The following is a 16,227-nucleotide window of genomic DNA, read 5'->3' as shown; positions in this document are numbered from 1 at the left end:
GCCAATCCGATAACCGGACTGAGACGTTCGCCTGGCGGTCCGCGCCGCCGTTTTCAACCGAGGGTCGTCAGCGCCTCGTCGAGTATCCGCCGAAGCTTCAGCGCGTCCGGCGCCACGGCGGTCACCAGCGCGGCCGGCCTCGCGAGCGGCATGATCGCGGCCCCCTCCCCCAGCACCCGGGCCGTCACCGGTTGGTCCGCGAACTCCGGCCGTACGACGACGACTTGGCCCACAGCCCGATGCCCCGCGAGCACGGCGGGCCCGTCCCAGCCGCCCGGTGCCCCGGGACCGCAGGACAGCTCCTGGTCGAGCACGGTACGCCCCGCGATCCGTACGACCAGCCGGCTGCCGAGCCGACCCGGTTCCTCACCGGCACGCCCGAGCACCTGCTCCTCGCGCAGGACGAGCCGGGCCGTGGCACCGAGGTCGGCACGGGTCGTGACGTACAGATCGCTGCCGTGCGCGCAGATCAACTGCTCGGGCAGCCAGCGCAGTTCGCCGCCGTCGGCGACGGTGAGCCGGACGTCGTAGCGGGCCTCGCCCTTGGCCTGGCCCGGCAGTGCGATGGTGGCGGCGGCCGACCCGACGCGCAGCCGGGCGCCGGTCTCCACTCCGGCCTCCACGGTGAAGTGGTCGCCGCCGAGCGGCCCGCTCATCGCGCCGACGAGCATGACGTGTGCCTCGCTGCCGCTTCCCCGGGTCCGCCGCAGGGCCAGCGGCCCGTCGCCCTCGAGGACGGGCAGGGACGTACCGCCGCGGCCGTCGTCCCGCGCGAGCATCCGCGCGGTGGCCCGCACCCCGGTCCCGGTCGCGGTCATGCCGTCCACGCGGCGAGCTGCGCCCGCACCCAGACGGCGACGTCCCGCACGCCGGCCTCGGTCCTGAGCGACTGGAAGACGACCGGCAGTTCGGCCCGCTGCGCCTTGGCGTCGGCCGCCATCCGCGCCAGGTCGGAGCCGACGTACGGGGCGAGGTCGGTCTTGTTGACGACGAGCAGGTCGGCGGTGGTGACGCCCGGGCCGCCCTTGCGCGGAATGTCGTCACCACCGGCCACGTCGATCACGAAGATCTGCGCGTCGACGAGCCCCCTGGAGAAGGTGGCGGTCAGGTTGTCGCCGCCGGACTCGACGAGGATGAGGTCCAGCGGACCGACCTCGTCCTCCAGGTCCTCCACCGCTTCGAGATTGGCGGAGATGTCGTCCCGGATCGCCGTGTGCGGACAGGCGCCCGTCTCCACGGCGGTGATCCGCTCGGGCGGCAGCACGGCCTCCCGCAGCAGGAACTCGGCGTCCTCGCGCGTGTAGATGTCATTGGTGACGACAGCGAGGGACAACTCGTCACGCAAGGACCGGCACAGCGCGGCGACGGTAGCGGTCTTCCCGGACCCGACAGGCCCACCGAGCCCGATCCTCAGGGCCCGGTGCGAGCCGTCGGGACGATGAGCGTCGGCGCTGACGGCGGCGGGGCCGTCGAGGGAGTGGTCGAGATGCATAGGGGCGGCTCCTTTTGCACGAGGTCGGCTGTATTCAGCCCGTCTGGGGGTACCCCCTCTGGGGGGTGACGGGGTCGAAGGGGCGGAGCCCCTGGTGATGGGACGGGTAGGGGCGGTGGGGGCGAACAACCTCCTACGACGCGAAGAGCCGTACGGGCCAGGCAGCATGCACCTCGGCAGAGATCTCCAGCAGCGGAGCGGAAGCCGCGGGCAAGGCATCGACCCCCTCGTCGACAACCATCCGCGCCGCCTCCACCGCCTGATCCGCGACGCGATCCAGCTCCGGCGCCAGCCGAGCCAGCGCCCCGGTCGCATCGAAGGGATCCAGACTCAACAACCGCACCGTGGCCGACGCCGGCCCACTGACACTCTCGTACGCCGCACAGTAGGCGGCGTCAAGCGCCCCCAGGCCCGCCGCCCGAGCCGCCAGGCCCAGCACCACCGGCTGATGCGCCCCCTTGGGAAACTCCCGCGCCAGGGCGTCGAGTTCCTCGGACGGCCAGGTCGCCCGCGCGGCCCGCATCAGCTGGCGGCCCAGCTTCCGCGCGGCGACCCGCAGTGCGGGCGACGGCGTCCGCGCATCGGCCGCCGCATCCAACTCCGCGGGATCAACCCCGAGTACGGCCGCCGCGGCCAGCGCCGCGGAGACCCGCCCGGCCGTGTGCAGCCGCCCCCGGCAGAAGGACTCAAGGCTCGCGCCCCCGGTGACGCGCCCGGCCTTGACGGCCGCCTCGGCGCCGCCGGAGTGCGCGTGCCCTCCGGCGGGGAAGCGGCCGTCGGCCAGAACGAGAAGTGCTGCTCGTGACATCGGATCCGCGCCGTCAGAAGAGGAAGTAGCGCTGGGCCATGGGCAGTTCGGCGGCCGGAGTCGCCTCGACGAGCTCGCCGTCGATGTGCACGGCGAAGCTGTCGGGATCGACCTGGACGCGGGGCCGCGCGTCGTTCTCCCGCATGTCGGCCTTGGTGACGCCACGCGTCGACTCGATGGCGACGAAGCGCTTGCCCAACTGCAGCCGCTCCGGCAGCCCGTCCTCGATGGCGAGCGGCGCCACGAAGTTGAAGGAGTTCGAGGCCGGCGCCCGCCCGATCGCACCGAACATCGGGCGCGGCAGGATCGGCTGCGGCGTCGGAATGGACGCGTTGGCGTCGCCCATCTGCGCGTACGCGATCTGGCCGCCCTTGACGACGAGGTGCGGCTTGACCCCGAAGAACGCGGGCTCCCACAGCACCAGGTCGGCGAGCTTGCCGGTCTCGACCGAGCCGACCTGGTGGGCGAGGCCCTGCGCGACGGCCGGGTTGATCGTGTACTTGGCGACATAGCGACGTACCCGACGGTTGTCGGCGCGTCCGTCGCCCGGCAGCGCGCCCCGCCGCCGCTTCATCACATGGGCCGTCTGCCAGGTCCGCATGATGACCTCGCCGACCCGGCCCATGGCCTGGGCGTCGGAGGAGATGATCGAGATGGCGCCCAGGTCGTGGAGGATGTCCTCCGCGCCGATGGTGGAGGGCCGGATCCGGGACTCGGCGAAGGCGAGGTCCTCCGGGACGGCCGGGTTGAGATGGTGGCAGACCATCAGCATGTCGAGGTGTTCCTCGGCGGTGTTCACGGTGTACGGCCGCGTCGGGTTCGTCGAACTCGGCAGCACGTGCGGCTCGGAGACCACGGTCATGATGTCCGGCGCGTGCCCGCCGCCCGCACCCTCGGTGTGGTAGGCGTGGATGCCGCGTCCGGCGATCGCGGCGAGGGTGTCGCCCACGAATCCGGCCTCGTTGAGCGTGTCGGTGTGGATGGCGACCTGGATGCCGGTGCGGTCGGCGACGGTCAGCGAGGCGTCGATGACGGCCGGGGTCGAGCCCCAGTCCTCGTGCAGCTTGAGGCCGAGGGCGCCGCCGCGAATCTGGGACAGCATCGCCTCGTGGGAGACGGTGTTGCCCTTGCCGAGGAAGCCGATGTTCAGCGGATACTGCTCCATCGCCTCCATCATCCGGGCCAGGTGCCAGGGCCCCGGCGTCACCGTCGTGGCCTTCGAGCCCTCGGCCGGTCCGGTGCCGCCGCCGACCAGCGTCGTGACGCCGGCCGACAGCGCCTCGTCGGCGATCTGCGGGCAGATGAAGTGGACGTGCGCGTCGACGGCGCCGGCGGTCAGGATCCGCCCGTTGCCGGCGATGATCTCGGTCTCGGCGCCGATCACCAGGTCGGGGTGGACGCCGTCCATGGTGTCGGGGTTGCCGGCCTTGCCGATGCCGGTGATCCGGCCGTCGCGGATGCCGACGTCGGCCTTGACGATCCCCCAGTGGTCGATGATCACAGCGCCGGTGATGACCGTGTCCGGGGTGCCCTCTGCGCGCGTAGCACGCGACTGGCCCATGGACTCGCGGATGACCTTGCCGCCGCCGAAGACGGCCTCGTCACCGGCGAGTCCCGGACCGCCGGAACGATCCTCCTCGATCTCGACGAGCAGGTCGGTGTCGGCGAGCCGGATGCGGTCGCCGGTGGTGGGGCCGAACAGGTCGGCGTACGCGGCACGCGAGATCTCAGGCATCGAGGGCACCTCCGGTCTCCCCGCGCAGCCCGGGCACCACACGGGCGCCGGCGAGCGGGACGAGTTCGACGTCGACGGGGATCCCGGGCTCGAAGCGCACGGCGGTGCCGGCGGCGATGTTGAGCCGCTTGCCGCGTGCGGCGCCGCGGTCGAATTCCAGACCGGGGTTGGCCTCGGCGAAGTGGTAGTGGGAGCCGACCTGGACGGGCCGGTCGGCGGCGTTGAGGACGGTCAGCGCGGTGACCTCGCGCCCCTCGTTGTAGACGATCGGGCCTGAAGCGAACAGGAACTCTCCGGGAATCATGGCGGCTCCTGCCCGTCAGACGATCGGGTCGTGGACGGTGACGAGCTTGGTGCCGTCCGGGAAGGTCGCCTCGACCTGGACGTCGTGGATCATCTCGGGGATGCCCTCCATGACGTCGTCCCTGGTGAGCAACTTGCGTCCGGAGGCCATGAGCTCGGCGACCGTACGGCCGTCACGCGCGCCCTCGAGGATGTGCGACGTGATGAGCGCGACCGCCTCGGGGTGGTTGAGCTTCAGCCCGCGGGCCCGGCGCTTCTCGGCCACGTCGGCCGCCACATGGATCAGCAGCCTCTCTTGCTCGTGCGGGGTCAGTTGCACGTCCCACCTCACAGTCCTCGCTCCGGACCGTGCGGGGTCCGGCTGCCGCAGCCCCCGGGCAACGTCCCTGGTGGCGTGGATCGGCAGGCTAGTTGGACCGGGTTTCAAGCAAGTTAACCGAGCTGTGATCCGTTCAGCCCACTTTCTTGATCCGTTCAGGCCTCTCTGTGGGGGCCGACATGCTCATCAACGCGCGTAGTCCGTTCTGGAGAACCTCGACCGGGGCCGGCCCCAGCAGCGGCTGCTGCGCGACGAACCCCTGGACGGTCGCGATCATGGTGCGTGCGACATGCTCCGCGGACAGGTCCGCCCGCATCATCCCGGCGTCCTGGTACGCCTCGACGACCCGCGTCCAGGCCTCACCGACAGCGGAATAGCCGTTCCGCAGGGTGGCGGCCAGCTCCGGGTTGCGCAGCGTCTCGGCCCACACCTGGACGATCAGCCGCGGAAAGGCCGGTTCGCCGTCGACGGTCAGCGACGCCCTCGTGGCGAGCGTCCGGCCCAGCACAGCGCCGACGAGGACGTCGGGCGGCGGAGGCGGACTCTGCTTCGCCGCCCCCTCGAAGGCGTCACGGACCGACCCGAGCACCTCGCCGACGATCGCGGCGATCAGCTCCTCCTTGCCACCGAAATAGCGGTACACCGCTCCGGCCGAGAGATCGACCTCCTTCAGCACGTCCTGCATGGACGTGGCGTGGAAGCCGTTGCGGGCGAAGCAGAGCGCGGCGCCGTCGAGGATCTGGCGGCGGCGGGCGTCGAGGTGCTGCTGGGATACACGGGCCATGGCCCCAACTTAAAACGAACGTTCCTTCTTGACAAGAAGGCGTCACGACGGGACGGTGGAAGCAGCTCAAAACGAACGATCCTTCTTTTTACCGCAGGCTGTTGGCGCAGCCCTCTCTTCGGCCTCCGCCGCCGACGAGAGAAGCGCCCCGACCCGAGGAGCACAGCCCCATGTCCACCCTCTCCGCCACCCAGGCCGAGCCTCGGCCCCTGCCGCACGGCCGCCGCATGGTCGCCGTGGCGGTCCTGGTCCCGCTGCTCGCGGCGCTCGCCCTGTGGGCCTTCGCCTGGCCCGCGGCCCGCACCGCACCTCGGGACCTGCCGCTCGGCGTCGCCGGGCCCGCCGCCGCGACGGCCCAGATGGAGAAACAACTCGCACAGCACGAAGGCGCGTTCGAGATCCACCGCTACGCCGACGAGGCCGCCGCCCGGGACGCCGTCGAGGACCGGACCGTATACGGCGCGGTCGTGGTCACCCCCCAGGGCACCGAGCTGCTGACCGCCTCCGCGGCGAGCCCGTTCGTCGCCCAGTTGCTCCAGCAGACGGTGGCCGAGCAGGCCGCCGCCTCGGGTGCGCAGGTCAGGACGGTCGACGTGGTGGCCGCCCCCGAGGCGGACCCGCGGGGCTCGGCACTGAACGCGAGCGTGCTGCCGCTCGCCCTGGCCGGCATCGCGGCGGGCGCGGCGGTGACCCTGCTCGGACTGCGCGGCTTGCGTGCCGTCGGCGCACTCGTCGGCGCCGCGGCCCTGGTCGGCGTGGTGGCCGCCGCCCTCGCACACAGCTGGCTGGGCGTCCTCGCAGGCGACTGGTGGGCGGAGGCGGGATCGTTCGCCCTGTCGACGCTGGCCGTCGGGGCGGCGGTGGCCGGGCTGGCCGCCCTTCTGGGGCAGGCCGGCGTCGGGGTGGCCGCGGGCGTCGTGATGCTGTTCGGCAACCCGTTCTCCGGGGCGGCCACCGCGCCGCAGATGCTGCCCGAGCCGTTCGGGACGATCGGCCAGCGGCTGCCGCCGGGCGCGGGCACGAGCCTGCTGCGCTCGGTGTCCTTTTTCGACGGCGCGGCAGCGACCGGGCCCGCCCTGACCCTCTCCTGGTGGGCCGCGCTGGGTCTGGGCGCCGTACTGCTGGGAAACGCGCTCGCGGCGCGTACGAAGCGCGCCGAGCCCGCGCCCGAGCGGAAGCCCGTGGCCGTCGGCTGACCGGCCGGCCGCACCGGTCCGACCGTGCACCCCCGCTGTAGCGGACGGGGGTGCACGGTCCTGTCGTCTCTAGGACGGGCCGTGCCCCCGATGGTGTGCCGCGATGCCGAAGCGCTGTTGTTCGCGGGGAGCGGACGCGACCTCGCGGACGCTGGAGACCGCGCTGATCACCTGCTCCTCCGCGGGCTCCTGGAGCTCCTCCAGCCGTTCGAGGTCGGCGGCGGAAACCAGGGCGACGAGGGGTTTGCCGTGCCGTGTCACGACCACCCGCTCACCGCCGTACACCACCCGGTTGATCAGGTCGGCGAGTTCAGCTCTGGCTTGCGTCACCGGAATCTCGTAGGCCATACCCCCATCATAACGTCACGTACGTCCTGTACATTTTTTACAGACGCCGAAGGAGGGGTACCCATGACCCGACCATCCGCCCGCTACGTGCTGCCCGAATTCACCGAGCGCACCAGCTACGGGCACAAGTCGATGGATCCGTACTCGAAGCTCCTGGAGGAGCGGATCGTCTTCCTCGGGACGCAGATCGACGACACCTCGGCGAACGACGTGATGGCTCAGTTCATGTACCTGGAGTACCAGGACCCGGACCGGGACATCTCGCTGTACATCAACTCGCCCGGGGCTCGTTCAGCGCGATGTCCGCGATCTACGACACGATGCAGTACGTCCGTTGTGACGTGGAGACGACGTGTCTGGGGCAGGCCGGTTCGTCCGCCGCGGTGCTGCTGGCGGCGGGCACGCCGGGCAAGCGGAACCTGCTGCCGGGTGCGCGCGTGGTGATCCACCAGCCCGCCGTGTACGAGCCGGTGCAGGGGCAGGCGAGCGATCTGGCCATCCAGGCCGACGAGTTGCTCCGCGTGCGCTCCCGCCTGGAGGAACTGCTCGTCAAGCACACCCGCCGCAGCCCGGAGCAGGTGAACGCCGACATCGAGCGCGAGAAGATCCTGGACGCGCCGGGAGCGCTGGAGTACGGCCTCGCGGACCGGATCATCCCGAGCCGTAAGGCGACGATCGCCCCGCCCACCGGGAGGTGAGCGGCCGGTGCTCCCACCCGAACTGCCGCCCCTGCCCGCCCTGACACGCGCCGAGGGCGAACTGATCGACCGTTACCTCGACGTGGTCGACCTGCTCGGCCGGATCAACCCCGCCCGCCACGGCGACACGTACCGCGGGCTGCGGGCCGCGCAGGCACTGGTCACCAAGGCGGCCGAGCTGCGGGACGCGCTGGCGCTGATGCACCGTCGGGGCGAGACCGAGGTGCACGCCGACACGCTTGCGCGTGCGCTGCGGGTGCTGGACGGGGAGCGCCGCGCAGCTCGCGTCACACTGCCGCCGCTCTCCGACAGTTGACGCACCCACAGCCGGTCCGGGCCTTCCGTCCTCCTGACGGAGCGTCCGGACCGGCGCCGAAACGGACCAAATGGCGTACCGCCTTTTGGAGTAGTCGCACGTCCATTTACGGGCCCGTCACGGTTGCGCAACACGCATGACCTCAGGGCGGAATGAGTCGTTCCGGTGCTGGTCCGGGCGTCCGCGGATCCCTGGACACCCCTTCGAACACTGGGGTGTCCACCCGAACGGGTGAGTGGTGAGTAACAACACAAACCATCGGTTCCGTTGGGATTTTCGGACATCCGTGAGCCAAGATCCCTGTCTGACGACAAGACCCCGCCGCAGCGGCGGGGCGATCCGGGCGGACGCCGAGTCCTGCCGCTGCCCGGATGACAGGTCGACAGAAGTGGATCGGCAGGAGTGGAGGACCCAAGCACGACGGGTCGCCGGAACGGTCACGCCATGACCGCGCCGAGCTGCCCTTGGGGTGAAGCCGCAGCAGCGGCCGGGCAACTTCGCCAGCCCGAATCCGACAGGTCATCCTTCACAGGCGGCTGACGAAGGGTTGCGCATGACTGCGCTCAATCGTGTCCCGTCGCTCATGGTCCGAGCCGGTACGGCCTCGGCCCTCACCATCGCCGCGATGGGCGGCTCCGTCGTGGTCCCGGGTGTCGCGTCCGATGCCGCGGCCGCCACGCCGGCGACGAAGGCACTTCAGATCGCCGCGTCCAAGAAGGGTTCCCCGTACAAGTACGGTGCCACCGGACCACGTCGCTTCGACTGCTCCGGGCTCACGCTGTACTCGTTCAAGAAGGCGGGCAAGAAGCTCCCCCGCACGGCGGCCCAGCAGTACAACAAGACGCGCCACATCTCCTCCGGGAGCCGCAAGGCCGGAGACCTGGTGTTCTTCCACTCGGGGTCGAACGTGTACCACGTCGGCATCTATGCCGGGAAGGGGAAGATCTGGCACGCCCCGAAGACCGGGGACGTCGTGCGACTGCAGAAGATCTGGACGAAGAGCGTCTGGTACGGCCGGGTCAAGTGACCCACCCTCGGGGGGCGGCGGCGACCTGACCCGCCGTCGCCCCCTCCGGGGCTCTCAAGGGCTCCTCAGGGGCGCCAAGGGCGCTCCGGGACTCTCAGGACGCGTGACACGGGCTGAGATGGTTACTCGTCCGTCCATGGCCGACCACAGTCCCTGCACGGCACGCAACGAGACCCCGCTGGAGCGCGCCGACCGCAACTTCGGCGAACTGCTCCAGGAACTGCGCGTCACGCAGACCGGGGTGCAGATCCTCTTCGCCTTCCTCCTGACGCTGGCCTTCACGCCGCGCTTCCCGTCGCTCGACACGGTCCAGCGCACCACGTACGTCATCACGCTCCTGCTGGCGGTCCTCGCGGCGGCACTGTTCACCGCGCCCGCCGCCCTGCACCGCTCGCTCTTCCAGAAGGGCGCCAAGCCCCGCATAGTCCAGGTCTCCTCGCGGCTCGCCACCCTCGGCATGGGGGTGCTGGTGCTCGCGTTCACCGGGTCGGTGCTGCTCGTGGTGGACGTGACGACCGGCCGGGCCGGCGGGCTGGCCGCGGGCGGGGCGACCCTGTTCGTGTGTCTGTGCCTGTGGTGGCTGCTGCCGCGTCTGGTGAGCCGGGCCGTACGGGCGGACACGCACCGGACGGCCGTCAGGCCGCCCACACCGGTGCGAGGAGGAGTGCCGCACCGAGAACTGCCGGCGCGACGCCGATGACCCCCTGGCGCCGGCAGCGCCCGCATCCCGGGTACCGCCCGCCGGTGTGAGGGTTACGGCTCCTGCTGGCCGGCCGCCGGTACCGGTTCGGCCGGTACGGTCCACGGCACTTCGATCGAGACGGTCTTGCCGCCCTCGCGGGTGGGCCGGACTCTCAGCTTGCCGCCGCACTCGGCGGTCAGCCAGCGGATGATCACCATGCCGCGGCCGTTGTCCTGCTGGACGGCGGCCGGCAGCCGTTTCGGGAAGCGCGGGTGGCTGTCCGTGACACCGATGCGCAGGTGTTCGTCACGGTCGAGCACGATGTCCACCGTGAAGGTGGGTGACTGCCCGAAGGTGTGCTGTACGGCGTTGGTGGCGAGTTCGGAGACGATGAGGCGGATGGTGTCGGCCACTTCCGTCTCTGCGGGCAGACCCCACTCAGCCAGGGTGGTGAGCACGTAGGAGCGGGCCGCGGAGACCGAAGCGGGATCGCTCGGCAGAGTGACGGATGATTCCAGGTGGTCTGCCATGACGACGTCGTCCCTTTCCCGCGGGACCGCAGTCCGACGCGAAGGCGGAGGTTCGAGTACGGTCCCGGACTGGTGCTTCGTCGCCAGAGTGCCATCACCGAGGCGGTCAGGGGTGGCGATCCACCAAGATATGCATATATCTGTCGCTCGTAGCGGTGAACTCTGCCACGGCAGAGCGTATTTGGGTGCCTCGGTTGGAGTAAGGAGTAGCCCCATGCAGCACGGTCCCGCGGTGCGCCGCCGGAAGCTGGGCGCCGAACTGCGTGCGCTGCGCACCGGTGCGGAGCTCACGAGTGGTGAGGCGGCCCGGCTCGTGGGGTGGCACCAGTCCAAGGTGAGCCGGATCGAGACCGGCGCGAGCGGTGTGAAACCGGCCGATGTTCGGTTACTCCTCGACGCCTACGGGGTGCACGACTCCCAACTACGGGAGTTACTCCTGATGTTGGCGGGATCCGACGAGGGCGGCGGCCGCCACCACTGGTGGCACGCGTACCGCGGGGTGCTGCCGCCGACCTACCGGGACTTCATCAGCCTGGAGTCGCAGGCGAGCGCGATGCGCACCCTGGAGATCTCGGTGGTGCCCGGGCTCCTGCAGACCCCCGAGTACGCCCGGGCGGTGACGAAGGCGGCGGTGGACGGGCTGGACGAGGAAAAGCTGGACGCCCTGGTCGAGGTGCGCCTGGCCCGGCAGGACGTGCTGCGTTCGCATCCGCCGCTGGCGCTGAGTGCCGTCCTGGACGAGGCCGTGCTGCGGCGGGAAGTGGGCGGCCCCGACATCATGGCGCGGCAGCTGGCACGGCTGGTGGAAGCGGCGCGGCTGCCCCAAGTGCGGTTGCAGGTACTGCCGTTCGCGGCCGGCGCGCACATCGGCGTCACCGGCCCTTTCGTTATTTTCTCATTTTCGCGCACATCTGATCTGGATGTGGTTGTTCTCGACCACTTGACGAGTAGCCTCTATCTCGAGCGGAAAGAAGACCTCCAGGCCTACACCGAGGCCTTCAACGCCCTTCAGTTCCACGCCCTTTCGCCCGAGGACTCGTTGGACTACATCGCCGCTATAGGTGACGGCGCGTAAGGAGGCACCATGTCTGCCCTGCCTCGGCACGTACTTTCCGGTACTGATCTGCCCGGCCTGCGGTGGCTGCGCAGCAGTTACAGCACGGGAGCGAACAACTGCGTCGAGACTGCCCGGCTCGTGGCCGGGCACTCGGCGGGACTGCTCGCCGTGCGCGACTCGAAGAACCCGGCCGGACCCGCGCTGCTCTTCTCCCCCGAGAGCTGGGCGGGTTTCACGGCCGCGGTGCACCACATCTGACCCGTTCAGTCATCTGGCGACGCACGGCCGTGGCACGCCGACTCATGGTCGCGTCTCGCCGATCACCCGTACAGCGCGTTCGATCTGCCCGTCCAAGAGGTCCGCGCGGGCGGTGAGCCTCAGCCGGGAGATGCCGTCGGGCACGGAAGGAGGACGGAAGCAGCCCACGGCCAGCCCCTGCGCACGACAGTCGGCCGCCCAGCGCACGGCCCCCTCCGGGGACGGTGCGCGCACGGAGACGACCGCGGCGTCCGGACGTACCGCCTCCAGACCCGCGGCGCTCAGGCGTGCGTGCAGCTCGGCGGCGACCGCGCGGGCCCGCGCCGCCCGCTCCGGCTCGCGGCGCAGCAGGCGCACGGCCGCCAGGGCCGCACCCGCCGCCGCGGGGGCGAGGCCGGTGTCGAAGATGAACGTCCGGGCCGCGTTGACCAGGTGGTCGATCACCCGGGCGGGGCCGAGGACGGCACCGCCCTGACTGCCGAGCGACTTGGACAGCGTGACCGTCACGACGACGTCGTCGGCGCCCGCGAGGCCCGCCGCCTGCGGGGCGCCGCGGCCGCCGTCGCCGAGGACGCCGAGGCCGTGGGCGTCGTCGACCACCAGCCCCGCGCCGCGTTCCCGGCACGCTTCGGCGAGCCCGGCCAGCGGGGCCGCGTCGCCGTCGACGGAGAAGACCGTGTCGGAGACGACGACGGCGGGTCCTTCGTGGGTCAGGAGCGCCTTGCGTACGGCGTCCGGGTCGGCGTGCGCGACGACCTGCGTGCTCCCGCGGGCCAGTCGGCAGCCGTCGATGAGCGAGGCGTGGTTGCCCGCGTCGGAGACGATCAGCGAGCCGTGCGGCGCCAGCGCGGTGACCGCGGCGAGGTTGGCCGCGTAGCCCGAGGAGAAGACGAGCGCCGCCTCGAAGCCGCAGAAGTCGGCCAGCTCGCGTTCCAGTTCCTGATGGAGCTCCGTGGTGCCGGTGACGAGCCGGGAGCCGGTCGAGCCGCCGCCCCAGGTCCGCGCGGCCCGCGCCGCGCCCTCGGTGACCTCCCGGTGCCGGGCCAGGCCCAGGTAGTCGTTGCTCGCCAGGTCCAGGAGCGGGGAGTCGGAAGGGCGGGGGCGCAGCGTCCGTACGAGTCCGGCGCGGCGGCGCAGCTCGGCCTGCTCGTCGATCCAGGCGAACGCCATCGGCCCTCCAGGGAATGGGTAGACAGTGCCGGTGATTTGTAGGCAGTCCACAGACACTAGCGGGACTGCCGGGCACCCATGATGTGGCAATACCCACACGTCGAAGCGTCTCTGTTGTGCGAACTCTCCTTGGCCGAAGGCGGCTCCGTAGGACAGGATCGGCTCTCATGGACCTGCTGAACACGCTGGTGGACAAGGGGCTTCGGCGCGAGCTGCCGACCCGCGAGGAGGCGCTGGCCGTCCTCGCCACTTCCGACGACGACCTGCTCGATGTGGTGGCCGCGGCCGGCAAGGTGCGCCGGCACTGGTTCGGGCGACGGGTGAAACTCAACTACCTGGTCAACCTCAAGTCGGGCCTGTGCCCGGAGGACTGTTCCTACTGCTCCCAGCGGCTCGGCTCCAAGGCCGGCATCCTCAAGTACACCTGGCTCAAGCCCGACGACGCCTCGAAGGCCGCCGCGGCCGGGTTGGCGGGAGGCGCCAAACGGGTGTGTCTGGTGGCCAGCGGGCGCGGGCCCACCGACCGGGACGTGGACCGGGTCTCCGACACCATCAAGGCGATCAAGGACCAGAACGAGGGCGTCGAGGTGTGCGCCTGCCTCGGTCTGCTCTCCGACGGCCAGGCGGAGCGGCTGCGCGCGGCGGGCGCGGACGCCTACAACCACAACCTCAACACGTCCGAGGAGACGTACGGGGACATCACGACCACGCACACGTACGCCGACCGGGTGGAGACCGTGCGGAAGGCGCACGCGGCCGGGCTGTCCGCCTGCTCCGGGCTGATCGCGGGCATGGGCGAGCGCGACGAGGACCTGATCGACGTGGTCTTCTCGCTGCGCGAGCTGGACGCGGACTCGGTGCCGGTCAACTTCCTGATCCCGGTCGAGGGCACCCCGCTCGCCAAGGAGTGGAACCTCACCCCGCAGCGCTGCCTGCGGATCCTGGCGATGGTCCGGTTCGTCTGCCCGGACGTCGAGGTGCGCATCGCGGGCGGCCGCGAGGTCCATCTGCGCACCATGCAGCCGCTCGCCCTGCACCTGGCCAACTCGATCTTCCTGGGCGACTACCTCACGACGGAGGGCCAGGCCGGCAAGGCCGACCTGGACATGATCGCGGACGCCGGGTTCGAGGTGGAGGGCACCGACCAGGTGACGCTCCCGGAGCACCGGGTGACTGCCGGGGGCGGGTGCGGGTCGCACGAGGGCGGCGGCGCGTGCGGGTCCGCTCCGGCCGCCGCGCCTGCGGGCGAGCCTCGTACGGACCTGGTGGCCGTACGCCGTCGAGGCGCCGGAACGGACCTCGCGCCCAATGCCTGACCTGACCGGCCTGCCTGTCGCCGAGTTGCTGGAGCTGGACCGGCGGCACGTCTGGCATCCGTACGGTCCCATGCCCGGCCGGCAGGAACCGCTCGTCGTGGAGTCGGCGAGCGGGGTACGGCTGCGCCTGGCCGACGGCTCGGACGAGCTGGTGGACGGCATGTCGTCCTGGTGGTCGGCCATCCACGGCTACAACCACCCGGTACTCAACGAGGCCGCGCGCGAGCAGCTCGGGCGGATGAGCCATGTGATGTTCGGCGGGCTCACCCACGAGCCCGCCGTACGGCTCGCGAAGCTCCTTGCCGACATGTCGCCGGACGGCCTGGAGCATGTCTTCCTCGCCGACTCCGGGTCGGTGTCGGTCGAGGTCGCGGTCAAGATGTGCCTGCAGTACTGGCGCTCGCTGGGACGGCCTGCCAAGCAGCGCCTGTTGACCTGGCGCGGCGGCTACCACGGCGACACCTGGCAGCCCATGTCGGTGTGCGACCCCGAGGGCGGGATGCACGAGCTGTGGTCCGGGGTGCTCCAGCGCCAGGTGTTCGCGGACCCGCCGCCGGCGGAGTACGAGGAGTCGTACGCCGACCGGCTGCGCGCGCTGATCGAGCGGCACGCCGACGAGCTGGCCGCGGTGATCGTCGAGCCGGTGGTGCAGGGCGCGGGCGGGATGCGGTTCCACTCCCCCGCGTATCTGCGGGTGCTGCGCGAGGCGTGCGACGCGCACGGCGTGCTGCTGGTGTTCGACGAGATCGCGACCGGGTTCGGCCGCACCGGCGCGCTGTTCGCGGCGGAGCACGCGGCGGTGACCCCGGACGTGATGTGCGTGGGCAAGGCGCTGACCGGCGGCTATATGACCATGGCGGCCACGCTGTGCACCGCGCGCGTGGCCGACGGCATCTCGCGCGGCGAGGTCCCGGTGCTCGCCCACGGCCCGACCTTCATGGGCAACCCCCTCGCCGCCTCGATCGCCTGCGCCTCGATCGAGCTCCTGCTGGGCCAGGACTGGCTCGCGGAGGTCAAGCGGATCGAGGCGGGGCTGCGGGACGGGCTGGCGCCCGCTCTTGGTATCCCGGGCGTGAAGGACGTCCGGGTCCTCGGCGCCATCGGAGTAGTGCAACTCGACCACGCCGTGGACATGAAGGCGGCCACGGAAGCCGCCGTGCGCGAGGGTGTGTGGCTGCGGCCGTTCCGCGACCTCGTCTACACGATGCCGCCGTATGTCACGGGCGACGCGGACGTGGCACGGATCGCGCGCGCGGTGTGCGCGGCGGCGCGCGAAGGGTGAGCGGGAGGGATGACATGCCAGTACTGGTGATCACGGGCACGGGCACGGAGGTCGGCAAGACGATCGCGACCGCCGCCGTGGCCGCCGCCGCGCTCGCCGCCGGACGGTCGGTGGCCGTGCTCAAGGCCGCGCAGACGGGCGTACGGCCGGACGAGCCCGGGGACGCCGCCGAGGTGGCGCGGCTCGCGGGTGCCGTAACGGCCGCCGAACTTGCCCGCTTTCCCGAACCGTTGGCACCGGCCACGGCCGCGCGACGGGCGGGGCGGTCGCCGGTGCGTCCCCAGGAGGTCGCCGAGGCCGCCGCCAAGCTGGCCACCGAGCACGACCTGGTGCTGGTCGAGGGGGCGGGCGGACTGCTCGTGCGGTTCGACGCGGCGGGCGGGACGCTGGCCGACGCGGCCGCGCTGCTGGCGGCGCCGGTGCTGGTGGTGGCGTCGGCGGGCCTGGGCACGCTGAACACCACGGAACTGACGGCCCGTGAACTGCGAAGGCGCAGGCTGGACTTGGCCGGGATCCTGATCGGCAGCTGGCCCGAGGCACCCGATCTCGCCTCGCGCTGCAATCTGGCGGACCTGCCGGACGTGTCCGGGGCCCCGCTGCTGGGCGCCCTGTCCGCCGGTGCCGGGGCCCTCGATCCCGCCGACTTCCGCACCGCGGCGCCGGGTTGGCTGGCGCCGCGGCTGGACGGGACGTGGGACGCGGAGGCGTTCCGGGGGCGGGAGGCTCCCTAGGCCCTAGGGCCGGTCCGGCGGATCAGGTCGCAGGGAATCGGCGGTGCTTGATCGACGCGGGTGAGCGGGGCATGGTGCGCCGAGCTGCAAGGCGGAGCAGGGCGTCGATGCGATGGGGGTCCCCCCGCTCGAGCGAAGTCGAGAGTGGGGGAATCGGCAACCGACGACAACGCCG

Annotated in this window: 19 protein-coding genes, 1 pseudogene and 1 riboswitch; of the genes and pseudogenes, 10 read left to right on the top strand and 10 right to left on the bottom strand. The window is 71.4% G+C overall.

Features of this window, described 5'->3' with window-relative positions:
* Positions 1-53: 53 nt before the first annotated feature.
* The 7 genes from AC5P09_RS37840 to AC5P09_RS37810 all read right to left on the bottom strand — a co-directional run bounded on the left by AC5P09_RS37840 (position 54) and on the right by AC5P09_RS37810 (position 5,441).
* Complete coding sequence (locus AC5P09_RS37840) at positions 54-818, bottom strand: urease accessory protein UreD (protein ID WP_493878228.1); 765 nt, start codon at positions 816-818, stop codon at positions 54-56.
* Positions 815-1,492 (bottom strand): urease accessory protein UreG, encoded by a 678-nt coding sequence (gene ureG, locus AC5P09_RS37835; RefSeq protein WP_493878227.1) that lies wholly within the window; start codon positions 1,490-1,492, stop codon positions 815-817. Before ureG ends, AC5P09_RS37840 begins: the two co-directional genes overlap by 4 nt.
* Before the next feature lie 133 nt (positions 1,493-1,625).
* Positions 1,626-2,300 carry an urease accessory protein UreF gene (locus AC5P09_RS37830; protein WP_493878226.1) on the bottom strand — a complete coding sequence of 225 codons (675 nt, stop codon included), beginning with the start codon at positions 2,298-2,300 and terminating at the stop codon, positions 1,626-1,628.
* Positions 2,301-2,313: 13 nt separating this feature from the next.
* On the bottom strand, positions 2,314-4,035 hold the full coding sequence (locus AC5P09_RS37825; protein WP_493878225.1) for an urease subunit alpha: 1,722 nt from the start codon (positions 4,033-4,035) through the stop codon (positions 2,314-2,316).
* Entirely contained in the window at positions 4,028-4,339 is a 312-nt protein-coding gene (locus tag AC5P09_RS37820) for an urease subunit beta (RefSeq protein WP_307673188.1), read from the bottom strand. Before AC5P09_RS37820 ends, AC5P09_RS37825 begins: the two co-directional genes overlap by 8 nt.
* A 15-nt stretch (positions 4,340-4,354) precedes the next feature.
* Positions 4,355-4,657, bottom strand: a complete 303-nt coding sequence (locus AC5P09_RS37815; RefSeq protein ID WP_010355509.1) for an urease subunit gamma — start codon at positions 4,655-4,657, stop codon at positions 4,355-4,357.
* Positions 4,658-4,790: 133 nt separating this feature from the next.
* Entirely contained in the window at positions 4,791-5,441 is a 651-nt protein-coding gene (locus AC5P09_RS37810) for a TetR/AcrR family transcriptional regulator (RefSeq protein WP_493878224.1), read from the bottom strand.
* A gap of 170 nt (positions 5,442-5,611) precedes the next feature.
* Here AC5P09_RS37810 and AC5P09_RS37805 point away from each other — a divergent pair, with 170 nt between their 5' ends.
* Positions 5,612-6,637: an ABC transporter permease gene (locus AC5P09_RS37805; protein ID WP_493878223.1), complete on the top strand. Its 1,026-nt coding sequence runs from the start codon at positions 5,612-5,614 to the stop codon at positions 6,635-6,637.
* A 69-nt stretch (positions 6,638-6,706) separates the two neighbouring features.
* On the opposite strand, the gene AC5P09_RS37800 is transcribed toward AC5P09_RS37805, so the two are convergent.
* Complete coding sequence (locus AC5P09_RS37800; RefSeq protein ID WP_493878222.1) at positions 6,707-6,985, bottom strand: type II toxin-antitoxin system Phd/YefM family antitoxin; 279 nt, start codon at positions 6,983-6,985, stop codon at positions 6,707-6,709.
* A gap of 63 nt (positions 6,986-7,048) precedes the next feature.
* Here AC5P09_RS37800 and AC5P09_RS37795 point away from each other — a divergent pair.
* The 4 genes and pseudogenes from AC5P09_RS37795 (at position 7,049) to AC5P09_RS37780 (ending at position 9,726) form a co-directional block, all read left to right on the top strand.
* Positions 7,049-7,683: pseudogene (locus AC5P09_RS37795) on the top strand (ATP-dependent Clp protease proteolytic subunit).
* 7 nt (positions 7,684-7,690) lie between these two features.
* Complete coding sequence (locus AC5P09_RS37790) at positions 7,691-7,999, top strand: hypothetical protein (protein ID WP_266443697.1); 309 nt, start codon at positions 7,691-7,693, stop codon at positions 7,997-7,999.
* A gap of 370 nt (positions 8,000-8,369) precedes the next feature.
* Positions 8,370-8,549: riboswitch (cyclic di-AMP (ydaO/yuaA leader) on the top strand.
* Between the two features lie 3 nt (positions 8,550-8,552).
* Positions 8,553-9,026 (top strand): C40 family peptidase, encoded by a 474-nt coding sequence (locus AC5P09_RS37785; RefSeq protein WP_266443695.1) that lies wholly within the window; start codon positions 8,553-8,555, stop codon positions 9,024-9,026.
* Positions 9,027-9,162: 136 nt separating this feature from the next.
* Positions 9,163-9,726: a DUF6328 family protein gene (locus AC5P09_RS37780; RefSeq protein ID WP_493878221.1), complete on the top strand. Its 564-nt coding sequence runs from the start codon at positions 9,163-9,165 to the stop codon at positions 9,724-9,726.
* A 53-nt stretch (positions 9,727-9,779) separates the two neighbouring features.
* Here AC5P09_RS37780 and AC5P09_RS37775 read toward each other — a convergent pair whose 3' ends face one another.
* A complete protein-coding gene (locus tag AC5P09_RS37775; RefSeq protein ID WP_493878220.1) occupies positions 9,780-10,238 on the bottom strand; it encodes an ATP-binding protein in 459 nt (152 codons plus the stop codon).
* 214 nt (positions 10,239-10,452) lie between these two features.
* On the opposite strand from AC5P09_RS37775, the gene AC5P09_RS37770 reads away from it, so the two are divergent.
* Together AC5P09_RS37770 and AC5P09_RS37765 are read left to right on the top strand one after the other, a co-directional pair.
* Positions 10,453-11,313, top strand: a complete 861-nt coding sequence (locus AC5P09_RS37770; protein ID WP_493878219.1) for a helix-turn-helix domain-containing protein — start codon at positions 10,453-10,455, stop codon at positions 11,311-11,313.
* 9 nt (positions 11,314-11,322) lie between these two features.
* Positions 11,323-11,553, top strand: a complete 231-nt coding sequence (locus AC5P09_RS37765) for a DUF397 domain-containing protein (RefSeq protein ID WP_266443683.1) — start codon at positions 11,323-11,325, stop codon at positions 11,551-11,553.
* Between the two features lie 42 nt (positions 11,554-11,595).
* Here the strand turns inward: AC5P09_RS37765 and AC5P09_RS37760 are convergent, their stop codons facing one another.
* Positions 11,596-12,723: an 8-amino-7-oxononanoate synthase gene (locus AC5P09_RS37760; protein WP_493878218.1), complete on the bottom strand. Its 1,128-nt coding sequence runs from the start codon at positions 12,721-12,723 to the stop codon at positions 11,596-11,598.
* Positions 12,724-12,890: 167 nt separating this feature from the next.
* On the opposite strand from AC5P09_RS37760, the gene bioB reads away from it, so the two are divergent.
* From bioB to bioD, 3 genes are read left to right on the top strand one after another with little or no spacing between them, the layout of a single operon-like run.
* Positions 12,891-14,039, top strand: coding sequence for a biotin synthase BioB (gene bioB, locus AC5P09_RS37755; protein ID WP_493878217.1), 1,149 nt, complete (start codon positions 12,891-12,893; stop codon positions 14,037-14,039).
* Positions 14,032-15,321, top strand: coding sequence for an adenosylmethionine--8-amino-7-oxononanoate transaminase (locus tag AC5P09_RS37750; protein ID WP_493878216.1), 1,290 nt, complete (start codon positions 14,032-14,034; stop codon positions 15,319-15,321). Before bioB ends, AC5P09_RS37750 begins: the two co-directional genes overlap by 8 nt.
* A 14-nt stretch (positions 15,322-15,335) precedes the next feature.
* Entirely contained in the window at positions 15,336-16,052 is a 717-nt protein-coding gene (gene bioD / locus AC5P09_RS37745; protein ID WP_493878215.1) for a dethiobiotin synthase, read from the top strand.
* The last annotated feature ends 175 nt before the right edge of the window (positions 16,053-16,227 follow it).

The organism is Streptomyces sp. a15, assembly GCF_059026085.1.
This window is presented reverse-complemented; position numbering and strand designations above follow the sequence as displayed.